We start from the raw sequence: 14,745 nt of genomic DNA on the forward strand, positions 1-14,745 counted from the left end.
CGCGGGGCGCGTCGAGAGACTGGGGGTCCTGGTCGTCGCCCCGCTGGGCCTGTGCTTCCTGCCCGCCTTCGTGCTGATCGGCATCGTGCCCATGGCCGCCGAGCTGCTGCTGGCCGCACTCGCGCAGGGGGGGGGGGGCCGCGGCGGCCCCGTCCCCCCCGCGCCCCGCCTCACGTCAGGGGCGCTGGCCGATCTCGCCGACCCAGCCCGACCACACGAACCCGATCTGCTCGGTGAGGAGCGGGTACTCCAGCCCGAAGTCGGCGGCGTCCCCGTAGCCGGGGCCCTCCTCCAGCAGGGTGGTGTCGCGGTAGAGCAGCGCGCCGTCCTGGGCGTCGTACATGTACCGGGCCTCGGTCACCCGGCCGTCGTCCTCCACGGTGAAGGAGAACAGCTCACCCTCACGGTTCAGGGTGTCGGTGGCGGTGCCCAGATAGGTCACGTCGGCGACCTCGGCGAACACCCGCTGGACGGCGGCTTCCTCGGCACCGGACAGCGGACGCGACTCGTAGAGCCTGTCCACGGCGTTGGCCACCGCGGGAAGGGACTCGTCGGCCGGGCCCTCCCCGAAGTCGGCGAGCACCTCCAGCATGCCGTCGGTGTCGGTGGGCAGCTCGGCGGGCCACACCAGGCTCTGGTGCTGGGTGTCCTCGTGGGACTCGCTGCCCTGGTCCAGGAACCACTCGTGGTCGGCCTCCTCGCCACCGGTCTCCAGCGGGGGCTTGGGATCGGTGTCCTGGCGGGTGTTGCCCTCCAGGTCCTCCCAGTCCGTCCAGTCGTAGGGAACGAACCGGTACCCGTAGGTCTCGTCGGGGTCCTCGTCACCGGCGTTGGCGGTGAGCAGGTGCAGCTGCACGCCGGTGGTGGACACGAAGGCGACGTCGCCCTCACCGGGGGCCGCGCCGCGCGTCTCGGTGACGTCGGCCAGCTCCGTCAGCGGCTCGGTGCCGTCCACCGGGTCACCTCCGGTCACCTCGATGGGTTCGGGCTGCGCGGCGTAGGCGAGCGGGATGCCAACAGGGTCGTCACCGGGCAGGATGACCACACCGGCGCCCACGGCGAGGGCTGCGGTGGCAGCACCGGCGGCCAGGACGGGGATGCGCTTCCAAAGGGGGCGGGCCATGGTCTCGTGTTCCTCCAGTTTCGCGATGGCTTCGACACGCGCCCGCTGTCGGGCCTCGGGGGTGGGGCGGACGTCCTTCGCGGGGTCGGTCCCCTCGAACGCGTTGCGCAGAGCGGTCAGGTCGTCCACGGGGCCTCCTTCAGGACGCGGACCCGAGCGGGTGCGGGGGCGTCTTCCTTCATGTACGCGGTCAGTTTTCTTCGAGCCCGGTGCAGACGCCCGCGAGCGGTGACGTGGGCGCAGCCGATCACCCTGGCGGCCTGGCGGCAGTCGAGCCCCTCCCAGGTCACGAGCATCACGAGTTCGCGTTCGACCTCCGTCAGCCGGGCCAGGGCGGCCAGCGCTCCGGCACGGTCGATGAACTGGTCGGCGTCGTCGTGGTGGTTGGCGTCGGTCTCACGCCCGAGTGACGCGGCGATCAGCCCCTGGCGTTGCGCGGTGCGCATGTGGGCGAGGCTGATCCGGCGTGCACAGGCGTAGAGCCAGGGCAGTTCCTGGCCCGGGGGCACCCGCCCCCTGCGTTGCCACGCCACCGCGAAGGCCTCCGAGGCGACGTCATCGGCCTGGTCGGGCCCCACACGTCGGCGCGCGTAGCGGTAAACCGCGTCGTAGTGCTCTTCGAACACGGCGTTGAAGTCGCGTCGGTCGGAGTGTTCGTCTCCGGCCCGGCCTTCTCGCATCGGCGTTCCTCCCGTTCTCTCACCCGTCTATGTCTGTGGAGGGGGTGTGTGTTTGATCGGGAGGCGACTTTTCTCGTGGGACCCGCACGTGTCCTGTGTCACAGGCCCGGTGTGGAGGTGGGAGGGCCGACTGGCCCGGGGCCCGTCCCACCTCGAAGGTTAGGTCGACGCCTCACCACGGGATCCCCCGGGAGCAGGAGTACGGACCGCCCGCAGCCAACAGGCAGGATCCGGCGACGGAGCGGGTCGCCGCCGGACGCCCCGACCGAACCCGGAGTTCCGGGAGGTCTACCAAGCCAGAGGTGGGCCTGGTTCGTTCCCGTTGTGAATCCCCCGGTGTCCGACGCGGCCGTCCGAGGGCTCTCCTCCCGGGGCCATCAGGCCTCCCCGGGAGCGTGGACCGGTCCGGCCCGGGAGCGCGCGGTGACCTCGTGCAGCAGGCGCCAAGGCTCGCCTCACCTTCGAACGGCCATCAGACCTCTCCGGATCGTGAGCCGGTCCTGCCCAAGGCCGGGCGAAGATCGCTGGGGACCGGACCGAAGTTCGGCAGTCCACTTCCGAGGTCACCACGCACCCACAGGAGCATGGGCCGGTCCATCCCGGGAACTGGCGAAGTCCTCGTGCGGCGGACCCGAAGGCCCCAAGCGCGGTTCCGAACGGCCATCAGGCCTCCCCTGGATCGTGCGTCGGCCCTGCCCGGGAGCGCGCGGTGACCTCGTGGGGCAGGGCCGAGGCGGTGAGGGAGACGGACACCTCGACGGTGAGGCCGTCCAGTTCGCAGGACGCGAGCACCGCCCCGTTGGCCTCGGCCGTTCGTCGGGCCACCACGCAGACCGGCTCGGCGCCCTCGTGTGCCCGGGCCGCTGCCGCGAGCGCGGCGAGGTCCGCCGCGGTCGCCGCCCGGTCCCGGTCCAGGCGCGCCGTGGCGGTGAGGAGTACGGCGTGGACCAGGAACCAGAGCACCAGGCTCAGCGAGATCCACCAGACGCTTGCCGACCCCGAGTCCGCAGGGCCCCATGCCCCTGAGCTCCGTGGGCGCGAAGGGGCCACCGGTCCCGGCACGGGTGATCCTCGATCGCTGGGCGACCGTTCCTTGCCTCTGGGAACTTCCGGGGCGGCCACCGGAAAACCGACCGCGAGTCCCGGGCTCATCCGTGTGCCTCCAGCGGGACCGCCGCCTCAGCACCCACGCCGATCGGTGGGGCGCGGAGAGGGCCGATCCGGAGCTCGGCGCTGACGGTCACGCGGGCGGTTCCATCGCCGTCGGAGAGTTCGACGCGGGCCCGGTCCGGCGCGGCGGACAGGGCCAGGGACCGGGCCCGTTCGGGTGGTTCCCCACGGGCCAGAGCGCGGGCGCCGATTCGGGCGGCGTCGGCGCAGGACAACCGGGCCTCGGCGGCGGCGATCCCGCCGAGGGCGACGGCCAGCAGGAGCATCAGCGTGGGAAGCAGCATGGCGGCCTCCATCGTCACGGAGCCGTGGTCAGTGCCGGGGCTGGAGCGCATCGACGAAGACCTTGGTGAGAGCGGCGGAGACGGGTTCGCTGGTGGCGATCAGGTAGAGCACCCCTGCGATGGCCACGGCTGCGATCGTGCCGACGGCGTACTCGGCGGTACTCATGCCCCGGTCGAGGGTGAGCGGGCACGGCGAAGAGAACACGGGACCTCCCTGGTGGTCCGGGCGGAAGGGCGTCCGCCCGGTCCTTCCAGAGTGCGGTCATCCCGGGCCGGGCGGAAGACGTTGTCCCCAGCCTGTGGACAACTCCCGCTCAGTCCCGGCTCGCGGTTCCCAGCACCTCGTCGAGGAGGCGCAGGGCCCCGGGTTTGCTCAGGGGTTCGTTTCCGGTGCCGCACTTGGGCGACTGGATGCATGAGGGGCAGCCCTGTTCGCACTCGCAGTCGGCGATGGCCGCCCGGGTGGCGCCGAGCCACTCCCGGGCCGCCGCGAAGCCGCGTTCGGCGAACCCCGCGCCGCCCTCGTAGCCGTCGTAGACGAACACCGTCAGCTTCCCGGTGTCCCCGTGCAGGGCGGTGGACACCCCGCCGATGTCCCAGCGGTCGCAGGTGGCGAGCAGGGGCAGCAGGCCGATCGCCGTGTGCTCGGCGGCGTGCGCGGCGCCCAGGAGCGCGACGTCCTCCCCGCGCAGCCGGTCCTCCCCCTCCCGGGGCAGGGTCCACCACACCGCGCGGGTCTGGAGGGTGCGTTCGGGCATGTCCAGGGGCTGTTCGCCCAGGACGGAGCCGGTGCGCACGTCCCGTTTGAGGAAGCCCACCACCTGGCGGACCACCTCGACCTCGCCGAAGCAGACAGTCGCCCCGCTCGGCCAGGCCTCCTCACGGAGCACCGACCGCACCGTGATGTCCGTGGTGTCCCGGGCCCAGGTGCTGTAGGGCGGCTCGGCGGCGTGCACCAGGGCCACTCCCTCGTCCAGGTCAAGGTCGTCCACCAGGTAGGTCGCGCCCCGGTGGAGGTAGACCGCCCCGGCGTGGACCGTTCCGTGCGCGGCCTCCTCGTCGATCTCCCCGAGCAGCTGTCCGCTGGCGGTGTCGACGATCTGGACCGGAGGCCCACCCGCACCACGGATATCGGCGAGGTCGCTTGCCCGTTCGTGACTTGTCCAGAACCAACCCCTCGGGCGCTTCCTCAGCAGGCCACGGTCCACGAGTTCGGCGAGTTGCCCCTCGGTGGTCTCCCCGAAGAGTTCGAGGTCCTCACGCGTGATCGGAAGCTCCTGGGCGGCCGCACACAGGTGCGGACCGAGGATGTGCGGGTTTTCCGGGTCAAGGACGGTCGCCTCCACGGAGCGCCCGAAAATGGCCTCCGGGTGGTGGGCCAGATACGTGTCCAGGGGGTCGTCGCGCGCGATGAACACCGCCAGGGCGTCCTCCCCGCGCCGCCCGGCCCGGCCCGCCTGCTGCCACAGCGACGCCAGCGTGCCCGGCCAACCCGCGATGAGCACGGCGTCCAGACCGCTGATGTCCACACCCAGTTCCAGGGCGTTCGTGCTGGCCAGGCCGAGGAGCTCCCCCGATCTCAGGGCCTCCTCGAGTTCGCGCCGCTCGCCCGCCAGGTATCCGCCCCGGTAGGCGGCCACCCGTCCGGCCAGGTCGTGCTCACCGTTCTCGGTCAGCATCCGCTGGGCGTTCATCGCGACCACCTCCGCGCCCTGGCGCGAACGCACGAATACCAGGGTCCGGACCCCGTCCCGGACCAGGTCGACGAGCATCTCGGCGGCCTGCGAGGGCGCGGTGCGGCGGATCGGCGCACCATGCTCGCCAGTGAGGTCGGTGAGCTCCGGCTCGACCAGCGCGACGGACATCCCCGGCCGGGGAGAACCGTCCTCGCTCACTGCGGTGACCGGGACGCCGGTCAGCCGGGTGGCGCTCTCGGCGGGTGAGCCCGAGGTGGCCGAGGCCAGGACGAACACCGGCTCGGAGCGGTAGCGGGCGCACAGCCTGCGCAGACGCCGCAGGATCTGGGCCACGTGCGAGCCGAAGACCCCCCGGTACCGGTGGGCCTCGTCGATCACCACGTAGCGGAGCCGCCGCAGGAACCTCGACCACGCCCCGTGCCGGGGCAGGATGCCGTGGTGCAGCATGTCCGGGTTGGTCAGGACGTAGTTCCCGTGCTCGCGCACCCAGGAGCGCTCCTCCAGGGTGGTGTCGCCGTCGTAGACGGCCGCGCGCATGCCCGAAAGTCCCAGGTCCGTAATCCATCTGAGCTGGTCCTGGGAAAGCGCTTTCGTGGGAGAGAGGTAGAGCACCGTTTCCCCTGAGTCAACGGCGTCCACAGCGGGCATAAGGAAGGCGAGCGACTTCCCCGAGGCGGTGCCCGTGGCTATGATCACATCACGGCCCGAGCGTGCGAGGTCGGCGGCGGCTGCCTGGTGGGACCACGGACCCGTGATCCCCCGTTCGGCCAGTCGTTCGACCAGATGGGGGGCTGTCCACTCAGGCCAGTCCCCACTCACTCCCGCGTTCCGGGCCACATGCTCGATGTGGGTGACCTGCGGGTACCGGGTGTCGTCACGCCACACGCCGGGGAGCGCGGGCTCCGATCGCCTCATCGAGTCCCCTCCTCACTGGACACGTTCGCGAGTCGTCCGACCTCGTTCCGAGGTTCGGGGCACCGCTCGACGTCGGTTTCAGTGTGTCATCCGGGGTAGGAGTGGCGCGGGGTCGCCGTTTGCGCGTGCATGGCGGGCAGACATTAGCGACACCCGTGGTTGAATGCGTGCTGGTGGGGTAACGCCCGGCAGAGATACTTCGCGATATTTCGCGGTTCGGCGCTGGAGGACTTGTGGATTTGAAGCTTGATCATTACACCGAGGGCGACACCGAGATCGTCGTCGTTGAGGGTGAGATCGATGTCTATACCGCGCCCCGGCTCCGCGAGCTGCTGATCGACCTGGTCAACAAGGGCAACTTCCACCTCGTGGTCAACATGGAGAAGGTGGAGTTCCTGGACTCGACGGGCCTCGGTGTGCTTGTGGGCGGGTTGAAGCGGGTCCGTGCTCACGACGGGACCCTGGACCTGGTCTGCACCCAGGAGCGGATTCTGAAGATCTTCCGGATCACCGGACTGACCAAGGTGTTCGGTATCCACGGCTCTGTGCAGGAAGCCATCGACAAGCGTTCGTCGAAGTAACCCAGAGCGAGCGATGGCAACCATCACGCTCACGATCAGCGCGCTCCCGGCCCACGTGCGCACGGCTCGGCTCATGGCCGCGACCGTCGCGCGTCGGGCGGGCATCGCCGCCTCCGCGATCGACGAGATCAGGCTGGCGGTCGGTGAGGCCTGCTCACGGGCGGTCGCGGCGCACAAGCTGCACTGCCCCACGCAGCCGATCCAGCTCCAACTGATCGACGGCAGCGGACCCGATCCGGTGACGGACCCCCGTACCGACGCCTCGAACCCGACGCCGGGCTCCAACGGGAGCGCGACACGACGCTTCGAGGTGGTCGTCTCCGACCGTGCACCCGCGAAGGACACCGAGGAGACGACACACCACCTGGAGCCGTTGCTCGACGGCCTCTTCCTGGACGGCGAGGACACCCCTCCCGGCGGGATCTCCGGTTTCTCCCCCGGCCTCGGCCTGGCGGTGATCACCGGCCTCGCGGACGAGGTGAGCATCGAACCCGAGGAATCGGGCACGGTGGTCCGGATGAGCTGGCCGCTCCACGCGGACCAGACCCAGAACCCGAGCTCGAACTAGGCTTCACGTCACGAAGGGGCGCCTCCCGGACCGGGAGGCGCCCCTTCGTCGTCCTCGGGGCTCGGGCCCCGACCCGCGTCAGTCGCAGGTCTGGGACGAGACCTCCGCGAGGGCGGTCAGCCCCTCCTCGGCGTTGGCCGCGACCTCGTCGGCGGTCAGCACGTAGCCGGTCTCGTCCTCGTTGGTGGCCGCGGCGAAGACCACTCCGTACACGGTGCCGTCGGGGGCGAGCAGCGGGCCACCGGAGTTGCCGGGGCGCACCACCGCACGGACCTGGTAGATCTCCCGGCTCACCTGCTGCGCGTGGTAGAAGTCCGAGCCCTGCGCGGTCTGCTTGGCGCGGATGCGCGCCGGGACGGCGGTGAACCCGCTGTTGCGCGGGAAGCCCGCCACGACGGCGTCGTCGCCCTGAGCGGCCTCATCGTTGAAGTCCAGGGGCTCCAGGTCCATCCCGGGCACGTGCAGCACGGCCAGGTCCTGCTGGGCGTCGAACAGCACCAGGGTGGCCTCCAGCTGGTGTCCGTCCCGGGTGACCACGCGCAGGTCCTCGGTGACCCCGGCGACCACGTGGGCGTTGGTCATGATGCGGTCCTGCCCGTAGGCGAAGCCGGTGCCCTCCACCCTCCGCTGGCAGGAGGGGGCCGTGCCGAGCACCTTGACCACGCTGCGGCTGGACTCGATGAGCTCCGGCGTGGTGAGGACGTCGGGGTCGGGCGGGTCCACCTCGGCGAGTTCGCCCGTGCCGAGGCCGCTGAACACCTGCGGGAAGGCGCTCTGGTCCACCACCCGGCGGAAGGTCGAGAAGCCCTGGTGCGCGGCGTCCGGCATCAGCGAGTCCACCGCTTGGAGGATGCGTGACTCCTTGACCTGCTGGGACACGTACGGCAGAGCCGAGTTGGCCACCGTGCTGCCGATGAACCAGGCGACCAGCAGCACCGAGATCCCGCTGACCACCGCGCCGCCGAGCGCGTCCACGACGCGCGCCGAGTCCCACGTGACCTTGTTGCGCACCATGGTGCCCAGGTAGGAGGCGAGGAACTGGCCCAGGGCCGCGGAGAGGAACACCACGGCGATGGCCAGCAGGGCCTGGCGCCCGGGGTCGGCCACCCACTCCTGGATGAGCCCGGGCGCGGTGAGCGCCGCGACGATCCCGCCGCCGATGAAGCCGACGAAGCTGAAGACGCCGACGATGAACCCCTGCCGGTAGCCGGTCACCGCGAAGAGCAGCAACAGGATGACCAGGACCGCGTCGAGCACGGATGCCCTCCAAGAAGTGAGCGTTACCCGACCGGGCGGAGTCCCTGCGGGGTGGCTTCGAACACGTCTGTTAGACCCCTGTCACGCCAGGGAAGTTCCCATCCCCCGAGAACGAGCAGGCTGTCGATGATCGCTCCCGTGAAACCCCACACGAGCATGCCGTCCACCCGGAACCCCGGACCCCACATGGGGCCTCCCCCGTAGCGGACCTTGACCCTGTTCGACGGGTCGGCGAGGTCGGCGACGGGGACGCGGGCCACCGCGGCGACCTCCCCGGCGTCGGCGGCGCGCACCTCGGAGGGCTCTCGCCACCAGCCGAGGATGGGGGCGACCCGGAAGTCGCTGAAGCTCAGGTAGAGCTCGGGGAGGCGGCCGACCACGTCGATCCCCGCGGGGACGGCACCGGTCTCCTCCTCGGCCTCGCGCAGCGCGGCGGCCTCGGGTGAGGCGTCGGTGGGTTCGATCCGCCCGCCGGGGAAGGCTGGCTGGCCCGCGTGGCGGCGCAGCCCGTCGTTGCGCTGGATGAGCAGGAGGTCGGGTCCCCTGTCGGTCTCCCCGAAGAGGATGAGCACGGCGGACTCGCGGCCACCCCGCTCCGGCGGGCGCATCGGCTTGGGCACCGGCATCGTCCGGGCGTCGTCCGCGAGCGCGGACAGCCAGAGCGGGGTCGAGTTCATTCGCTGGGAACCTGTTCCGGGGGTTGTCACGCCGACATCTGTACGGGTGCGGACGCCTCGGGAGCCGGTGTGCGCGCACTCACGTGATTCAGGGTACAAACTGCCGGGACCCGTGCCCGCGTCTTGGGGTCCTGGCCGGTCAGGCGAAGGAGCGCATCCGGAGCAGTTTGGTGGCGGTCTCGGTGTCCGTGGGCCCCTCCCCGAAGGACGGGCACCAGCGGGCCACGCCGCACGCGCCGCAGGCGGGCCTGCGGGCGTGGCACACGCGGCGGCCGTGCCACACGACGCGGTGGGAGAGCATCGTCCAGTCCTTGGAGGGGAAGAGTTCGCCGACGGCGTGCTCGACCCTGACCGGGTCCTCCTCGTCGGTCCACCCGAATCGCCGGACCAGTCGGCCGAAGTGGGTGTCCACGGTGATCCCCGGCACATCGAAGGCGTTACCGAGCAGTACGTTTGCGGTTTTTCGTCCTACACCGGGTAGTTTGACCAGGTCGGCGAGGTTTCCAGGGACCTCGCCGCCGTGTCGTTCGCACAGGGCCTGGCCCAGCCCCAACAGGCTGTTGGCCTTGGCCCGGAAGAACCCCGTCGAACGGATCATCTCCTCCAGCTCCTCGCGCCTGGCCGACGCGTAGGCCTCGGCGTCGGGGTAGCGCGCGAAGAGCGCCGGGGTGACCAGGTTGACCCGCTTGTCCGTGCACTGCGCGGACAGGATCGTCGCGACCAGGAGCTCCAGCGGGGTGGTGAAGTTCAGTTCGGCGTGGGCGTCCGGATACAGCTCCGAGAGCTCCCGGTACATCTTCCGAGCGCGGCGGACCAGCGCGAGTCGGCTCTCCCCGGTGGGCGTGGCGTTCTCCGGCACGGCCGCGCCCTCCTCGGACGCGGTGTGACGGGGCTCTGGAGTGTGGGACATCGTCACAGGGTAGGCGTCCGGTCGTGGGGGGCACGTCCGGGTCGACTCACACCGGTGTCGGAATTCGGTCGCGTGCCGACGTTTCGACTGGTGACCGAGATTATGTAACCAATGTCCGGTCGTACGGCGCGGACACGCCGTGACCCAAGTCGGCAACGACTAGGATCGCATGGGCTGACGTCGGCTGTTGTGGGCACGTTGTCTCCCGGCGGACTAGCCGTGGTAACGAACTGGTTTCCCACCCGGTTGCGATATACGTCACACTGTTGACGGTCAGGTTTTAGGAGGACGTGTGGACGAGATCAACGAGGTGCTCCGGAAGGCCCCTCTGTTCGAGGCGCTGGACGAGGAGGACACGGCCGCGCTCCGCTCCTCGGTGAACGAGGTGCGTCTCGGTCGCGGTCAGACCCTGTTCAACGAGGGTGACGAGGGCGACCGCCTGTACGTGATCCTCAGCGGGAAGGTGAAGCTGACCCGCACGGCCGTGGACGGTCGCGAGAACCTGCTGGGCGTGCTCGGCCCCAGCGAGATGTTCGGAGAGCTGTCGCTGTTCGACCCGCGCCCGCGCACCGCGAGCGCCGTGGCCGTCACCGACTCCGTGCTCGCCGGGCTCGGCCACGACGACCTGCGGCCCTTCCTGTCCAGCCGCCCGCAGGTGGGCCTCCAGCTGCTGAAGTCGCTGGCCGCCCGACTGCGCCGGACCAACGACGTGATGGCCGACCTGGTCTTCACCGACGTGCCCGGCCGCGTGGCCAAGGCCCTGCTCGAACTCGCCGACAAGTTCGGCAAGGAGGGCGACGACGGCCTGCACGTGCACCACGACCTCACCCAGGAGGAGCTGGCCCAGCTGGTGGGCGCCTCCCGTGAGACGGTCAACAAGGCCCTCGCCGAGTTCGCCCTGCGCGGCTGGCTGCGGATCGAGGCCAAGGCCGTGGTCCTGCTGGACGTCGAGCGCATGCGCCGTCGCGCCCGCTAGAGACGCCTCAGCAGAACCACAGACGCTGTGCGGCCGCCGCCCTCCGGGGTGGCGGCCGCAGCGCTTTCAGGGGCCTCTCAGGCGCTCTCCGGGCCGCGTGGGCTTCCCGGCCACGCGGGCTCCGGGGGGCGTGGGCTCCGGGGGCGCGTGGACTCCTGGCCGCGTGGGCTCGGGGGACACGTGGACTCCTGGCCCGCACGCCCCGGGGACACGGGACCTACTCCACGAATCCCTCGGGGAGCTCGCCCTTGACCGCCAGGTAGCGCAGCTGCGCCCGGACCGAGGAGGCCGCGGCCGGGCGGACGCTCTCCACGACGTCGGGGTAGACGCGGTCAATGATCTCCCCGACCCCCGCCGCTCCGGCCGCCACCGCGTCCCGCACCTGCGCCAGACGCGCCTCACGGTGGTCGATGTAGGAGGTCAGCGCGGCCGTCGGCGAGGTCAGGATAGGCCCGTGCCCCGGCAACAGCGTCCGCACCTGGTATTCCTCCACCAGGCCCCGGAGGCGGTACAGCGAATCCATGTAGGGGGCCAGGCCGTCGTCACCGTCGATCACCGTCGTGCCGTGTCCCAGGATGGTGTCCCCGGTCAGGATGGCGCTGTCGGCCTCGACGAGCAGGCAGACCGAGTCGTCGGTGTGCCCCGGCGTGGCGATGACCCGGACCTCCAGGCCGTCCACGTCGAGCAGCTGACCGTCCTCCAGGCCCGCGCCGCCCACCCGCACCTGCGGATCCACCGCGTGCACGGGCGCACCGGTCAGTTCGGAGAAGTACCGGGAACCCTCGGCGTGGTCGAAGTGCCGGTGCGTCACCGCGGCCATCTGGACCTGGGCGCCCTGTTCCTGCACGATCCGCGCCACCCGCTCCAGGTGGCGCTCGTCGTGGGGGCCCGGATCGACGACCATCACCCCGCGCGCGCCCGGTTCACGCAGGACCCAGGTGTTGGTGCCCTCCAGCGTCATCGGGCCTGGGTTGGGGCAGAGCACGCAACCGGCGCGCAGTGTCCCGGAACCGTCGATCCTCATCGCACCTCGCTTCGATCGCCGTACCCGGACCCGCCCGAACGGCCCCGAGGGCCCGTCGTACGACGGGCCGCCCCACGACGGGGCGCCGCGCGCCGCCGGAAGAGGAAGCAGCGCTCACTGTCCCGCGCCGGGCCCCGGCAGGGGGAAGTCCCTACCGTCCGGCGCCACGACACGGAGCTGTCCGCCTATTTCCCGAACGTCCGGTTCGAGAGGAACGATATCCCGCCGGGCCTCCCTCACACCCCGGAGGGTCCGCCGCTCCGCCAGCTCGGCGCAGGCGATCACGGTCGGCGGCAGCATCGGCATCCTCCCGGCGCCCCATTCCCCGGCGACCACGGACGGGTCGGTCCACCGCGTGAGGTCGGCCTCACCGCCGACGTCGCGTGCCGCCTGCCCGGGAGGGAGTTCGGCGGTGAAGAACCAGGTGTCGAAGCGGCGCGGCTGGTTGCCGGGGGTGATCCACCTCGACCACGCGCGCAGCCACTCCGAGCGCAGCGCCAGCCCGCGCCGACACAGCACCTCCGTGAAGGAGTGGGTGTGGTCGATCAGGCCCAGCCTGTCCCGCTCCCAGTCGTCGGTGGCGGTGTCGAGGGTGATCGCCTCCTCCCCCGCCCGCTCCGGTTCGCTGGCCAGCAGGACACCGGTCTCCTCGAAGGTCTCCCGGACCGCCGCGCACACCAGGGCGCGGGCCCGGGGCACGTCCGTTCCCAGGACCCCGGCCCACTCCTCGGGGGACGGACCGGTCCACGGGAGGTCGCCGTCGGCGTCGCGCCCGTCCACCCGGCCGCCCGGGAAGACGTAGGCACCCGGGGCGAATCCCATGGTCGGCACCCTGCGCATGAGCAGGACCTCCATGGGGCGCTCCGCTCGTGCGGCGTCGGAGCCCGCCACCGGACGCAGCAGCATCACGGTGGCGGCGGGGCGGGGCCGGGCCACACCGTCGTCCTCGGTCATCGACTCACTCCCGTCGTTCACGAAGGCCGCGCTGTGGCCCGGGTCGTCCTCGGGTCCGGTCAGCGGACCTCGACGATCATGTCAACCTCGACCGGGGCGTCCAACGGCAGGGACGCGACACCGACGGCGGCCCGGGCGTGCACCCCGGCCGCGCCGAAGACCTCGCCGAGCAGCTCGCTGGCCCCGTTGATCACACCGGGGTGCCCGGTGAACCCGGGGTCGCTGGCCACGAAGCCACCCACCCGCACCACGCGCACCACGTCGGACAGCTCGCCGACCTCGGCCCGCACCGCCGCGATGGCGTTCAGCGCGCACACGGCGGCCAGTTCCTTGGCGGCCTCCGGGCTGACCTCGGCACCGACCTTGCCGGTGGCCGGAAGGGCGCCGTCGACGAACGGCAGCTGGCCGGAGACGTAGACGTGGTCACCGCTGCGGACGGTCGGCTGGTAGGCCGCGACCGGGGGAACGACCTCGGGCAGGGTGAGCCCGAGTTCGGCGATCCGCTCCTCCGGGGTCGCCATCTACTTGGCCCGCTTCATGTAGGCGACGTACTGCTGGTTGCGCGGGTCGGTGCCCTCGGGCAGCGGCGCCGGCACGACGGAGACCAGCTCCCAGCCGTCCTCGCCCCAGTTGTCCAGGATCTGCTTGGTGGCGTGCGACAGCAGCGCCACGCTCTGGTACTCCCACTTGCTCATTCGTCTACCCCTCTCGATCACCGGCGGCCCCTGGGACCGCCCCTCGACGCCGCTCACCTTACTCACCCGCACCCACTCGGGAGGCCAGGCGTACCCGGCCGTACCTGCGTCCACTGGCCGACGGAGCCCGCACATAGACTCCGTGGGGTGAGCGATCGTGAACAGGGACCGCGCGGTGACGACCCGGGGACGGCGTTCGCCGGTGCCCGGTTGCACATCGTGACGGGCAAGGGCGGTACCGGCAAGACGACGGCCGCCACGGCGTTGGCGCTGGCCCTGGCCTCCCGGGGCGGACGCGTGCTCCTGGTCGAGGTGGAGGGCCGCCAGGGGGTGGCCTCCCTGCTCGGGAGCCCCGCCCTGCCCTACGAGGAGCGCGAGATGATGACCGCGCCCGGCGGGGGTTCGGTCCACGTACTGGCGGCGGATGCCGAGGCCGCGCTGCTGGAGTACCTGGAGCTGTTCTACGGGATGCGCAGGGCCGGTCAGGCGCTCACCAAACTGGGCGCCGTCGACTTCGCCACCACCATCGCCCCAGGGCTGCGCGACGTCCTGCTCACCGGCAAGGCCACCGAGGCGGTCCGGCGGCGCACGGGTGGCCGGGGACGGACCTCCGGCTCCCCCTCGAGTGCCCCCTTCCACTACGACGCCGTGATCATGGACGCGCCGCCCACGGGGCGGATCGGGCGGTTCCTGAACGTCAACTCGGAGGTGGCGGGGCTGGCCCGGGTGGGTCCTGTCCGAGGCCACGCCGACCGGGTCATGGAGGTGATCCGCTCCGCCCGGACCCGCGTGCACTTCGTGACCCTGCTGGAGGAGATGCCCGCCCAGGAGACCCGGGACGGGATCGCTGAGCTGCGCGAGCTGGGTCTGCCCCTGGGATCAGTCCTGGTGAACATGGTCGCGCCGCCGCTGCTGGACGCCGCCGACCTCGCCGCCGCCGTCACGGGGGAGCTGGACTCGGCCGCGCTCGCTTCGGGGCTCAGGGCCGCGCCTCTGGACCGGGCCCTGCTGGAGGCGCACGAGGAGCTGGCCGAGGACCTCGCGGGCGAGGTGCGCGCGCACGCGCTGCGCCAGCTGCTGGAGGAACGGGTCCGCGGCGAGTTGGAGGAATTGGGCCTGCCCATGGTGGAGCTGCCCCGGGTGGAGGGCGGGGTGGACCGCGCCGCGCTGGGTGACCTGGCCCGGAGCCTGACCGATCAGGGGGTGGAGCGGTGACCGAGGACCGGAGAGGGGC

Annotated in this window: 17 protein-coding genes and 1 pseudogene; 5 read left to right on the plus strand and 13 right to left on the minus strand. The window is 71.5% G+C overall.

All coding sequences use genetic code 11. The features are described from left to right. A pseudogene (locus ADX84_RS26835) lies at positions 1 to 121 on the plus strand (type II secretion protein F); the annotation flags it as partial. Positions 122 to 175: 54 nt separating this feature from the next. Here ADX84_RS26835 and ADX84_RS23505 read toward each other — a convergent pair. The 6 genes from ADX84_RS23505 to ADX84_RS23525 form a co-directional block, all read right to left on the minus strand. Then, positions 176 to 1,252, minus strand: a complete 1,077-nt coding sequence (locus ADX84_RS23505; protein ID WP_049579273.1) for a CU044_5270 family protein — start codon at positions 1,250 to 1,252, stop codon at positions 176 to 178. Next, positions 1,240 to 1,803, minus strand: a complete 564-nt coding sequence (locus ADX84_RS23510; protein WP_049579275.1) for an RNA polymerase sigma factor — start codon at positions 1,801 to 1,803, stop codon at positions 1,240 to 1,242. Before ADX84_RS23510 ends, ADX84_RS23505 begins: the two co-directional genes overlap by 13 nt. Positions 1,804 to 2,466: 663 nt before the next feature. Next, positions 2,467 to 2,766 (minus strand): Rv3654c family TadE-like protein, encoded by a 300-nt coding sequence (locus ADX84_RS23515; protein ID WP_234004180.1) that lies wholly within the window; start codon positions 2,764 to 2,766, stop codon positions 2,467 to 2,469. Positions 2,767 to 2,951: 185 nt separating this feature from the next. Beyond that, on the minus strand, positions 2,952 to 3,308 hold the full coding sequence (locus tag ADX84_RS23520) for a TadE family type IV pilus minor pilin (RefSeq protein ID WP_156208166.1): 357 nt from the start codon (positions 3,306 to 3,308) through the stop codon (positions 2,952 to 2,954). Continuing rightward, complete coding sequence (locus ADX84_RS25820; RefSeq protein WP_234004182.1) at positions 3,286 to 3,462, minus strand: DUF4244 domain-containing protein; 177 nt, start codon at positions 3,460 to 3,462, stop codon at positions 3,286 to 3,288. Before ADX84_RS25820 ends, ADX84_RS23520 begins: the two co-directional genes overlap by 23 nt. Positions 3,463 to 3,571: 109 nt before the next feature. Continuing rightward, the gene (locus ADX84_RS23525) at positions 3,572 to 5,869 is read right to left on the minus strand and encodes a DEAD/DEAH box helicase (RefSeq protein WP_049579277.1); all 2,298 of its coding nucleotides are present in this window, start codon (positions 5,867 to 5,869) and stop codon (positions 3,572 to 3,574) included. Between the two features lie 233 nt (positions 5,870 to 6,102). Between ADX84_RS23525 and ADX84_RS23530 the strand changes: the two genes are divergently transcribed. Together ADX84_RS23530 and ADX84_RS23535 are read left to right on the plus strand one after the other, a co-directional pair. Next, entirely contained in the window at positions 6,103 to 6,450 is a 348-nt protein-coding gene (locus tag ADX84_RS23530) for an STAS domain-containing protein (RefSeq protein WP_026117083.1), read from the plus strand. A gap of 13 nt (positions 6,451 to 6,463) precedes the next feature. Next, complete coding sequence (locus tag ADX84_RS23535) at positions 6,464 to 7,018, plus strand: ATP-binding protein (RefSeq protein WP_049579281.1); 555 nt, start codon at positions 6,464 to 6,466, stop codon at positions 7,016 to 7,018. A gap of 78 nt (positions 7,019 to 7,096) precedes the next feature. Here ADX84_RS23535 and ADX84_RS23540 read toward each other — a convergent pair whose 3' ends face one another. The 3 genes from ADX84_RS23540 to nth form a co-directional block, all read right to left on the minus strand. Further along, complete coding sequence (locus tag ADX84_RS23540) at positions 7,097 to 8,275, minus strand: MarP family serine protease (RefSeq protein WP_049579283.1); 1,179 nt, start codon at positions 8,273 to 8,275, stop codon at positions 7,097 to 7,099. A gap of 23 nt (positions 8,276 to 8,298) precedes the next feature. After that, complete coding sequence (locus ADX84_RS23545) at positions 8,299 to 8,952, minus strand: CoA pyrophosphatase (protein ID WP_049579285.1); 654 nt, start codon at positions 8,950 to 8,952, stop codon at positions 8,299 to 8,301. A 139-nt stretch (positions 8,953 to 9,091) separates the two neighbouring features. Then, positions 9,092 to 9,748 (minus strand): endonuclease III, encoded by a 657-nt coding sequence (nth, locus tag ADX84_RS23550; RefSeq protein WP_049579303.1) that lies wholly within the window; start codon positions 9,746 to 9,748, stop codon positions 9,092 to 9,094. A gap of 415 nt (positions 9,749 to 10,163) precedes the next feature. On the opposite strand from nth, the gene ADX84_RS23555 reads away from it, so the two are divergent. Next, positions 10,164 to 10,838 carry a Crp/Fnr family transcriptional regulator gene (locus ADX84_RS23555; RefSeq protein ID WP_187294582.1) on the plus strand — a complete coding sequence of 225 codons (675 nt, stop codon included), beginning with the start codon at positions 10,164 to 10,166 and terminating at the stop codon, positions 10,836 to 10,838. A gap of 217 nt (positions 10,839 to 11,055) precedes the next feature. Here ADX84_RS23555 and ADX84_RS23560 read toward each other — a convergent pair whose 3' ends face one another. The 4 genes from ADX84_RS23560 to ADX84_RS26145 form a co-directional block, all read right to left on the minus strand. Further along, entirely contained in the window at positions 11,056 to 11,862 is an 807-nt protein-coding gene (locus ADX84_RS23560; RefSeq protein ID WP_049579287.1) for an MBL fold metallo-hydrolase, read from the minus strand. Positions 11,863 to 11,976: 114 nt separating this feature from the next. Then, positions 11,977 to 12,816 carry an NUDIX hydrolase gene (locus ADX84_RS23565; protein ID WP_049579290.1) on the minus strand — a complete coding sequence of 280 codons (840 nt, stop codon included), beginning with the start codon at positions 12,814 to 12,816 and terminating at the stop codon, positions 11,977 to 11,979. 59 nt (positions 12,817 to 12,875) lie between these two features. Continuing rightward, a complete protein-coding gene (locus ADX84_RS23570; protein ID WP_049579293.1) occupies positions 12,876 to 13,337 on the minus strand; it encodes a RidA family protein in 462 nt (153 codons plus the stop codon). Beyond that, a complete protein-coding gene (locus ADX84_RS26145) occupies positions 13,338 to 13,511 on the minus strand; it encodes a DUF4177 domain-containing protein (protein WP_017590156.1) in 174 nt (57 codons plus the stop codon). It lies immediately after the preceding gene. 147 nt (positions 13,512 to 13,658) lie between these two features. On the opposite strand from ADX84_RS26145, the gene ADX84_RS23575 reads away from it, so the two are divergent. Further along, positions 13,659 to 14,726 carry an ArsA-related P-loop ATPase gene (locus ADX84_RS23575; protein WP_049579296.1) on the plus strand — a complete coding sequence of 356 codons (1,068 nt, stop codon included), beginning with the start codon at positions 13,659 to 13,661 and terminating at the stop codon, positions 14,724 to 14,726. The last annotated feature ends 19 nt before the right edge of the window (positions 14,727 to 14,745 follow it).

The sequence above is a fragment of the Nocardiopsis sp. SBT366 genome (assembly GCF_001083815.1).
GTDB classification, from domain to species: domain Bacteria; phylum Actinomycetota; class Actinomycetes; order Streptosporangiales; family Streptosporangiaceae; genus Nocardiopsis; species Nocardiopsis prasina.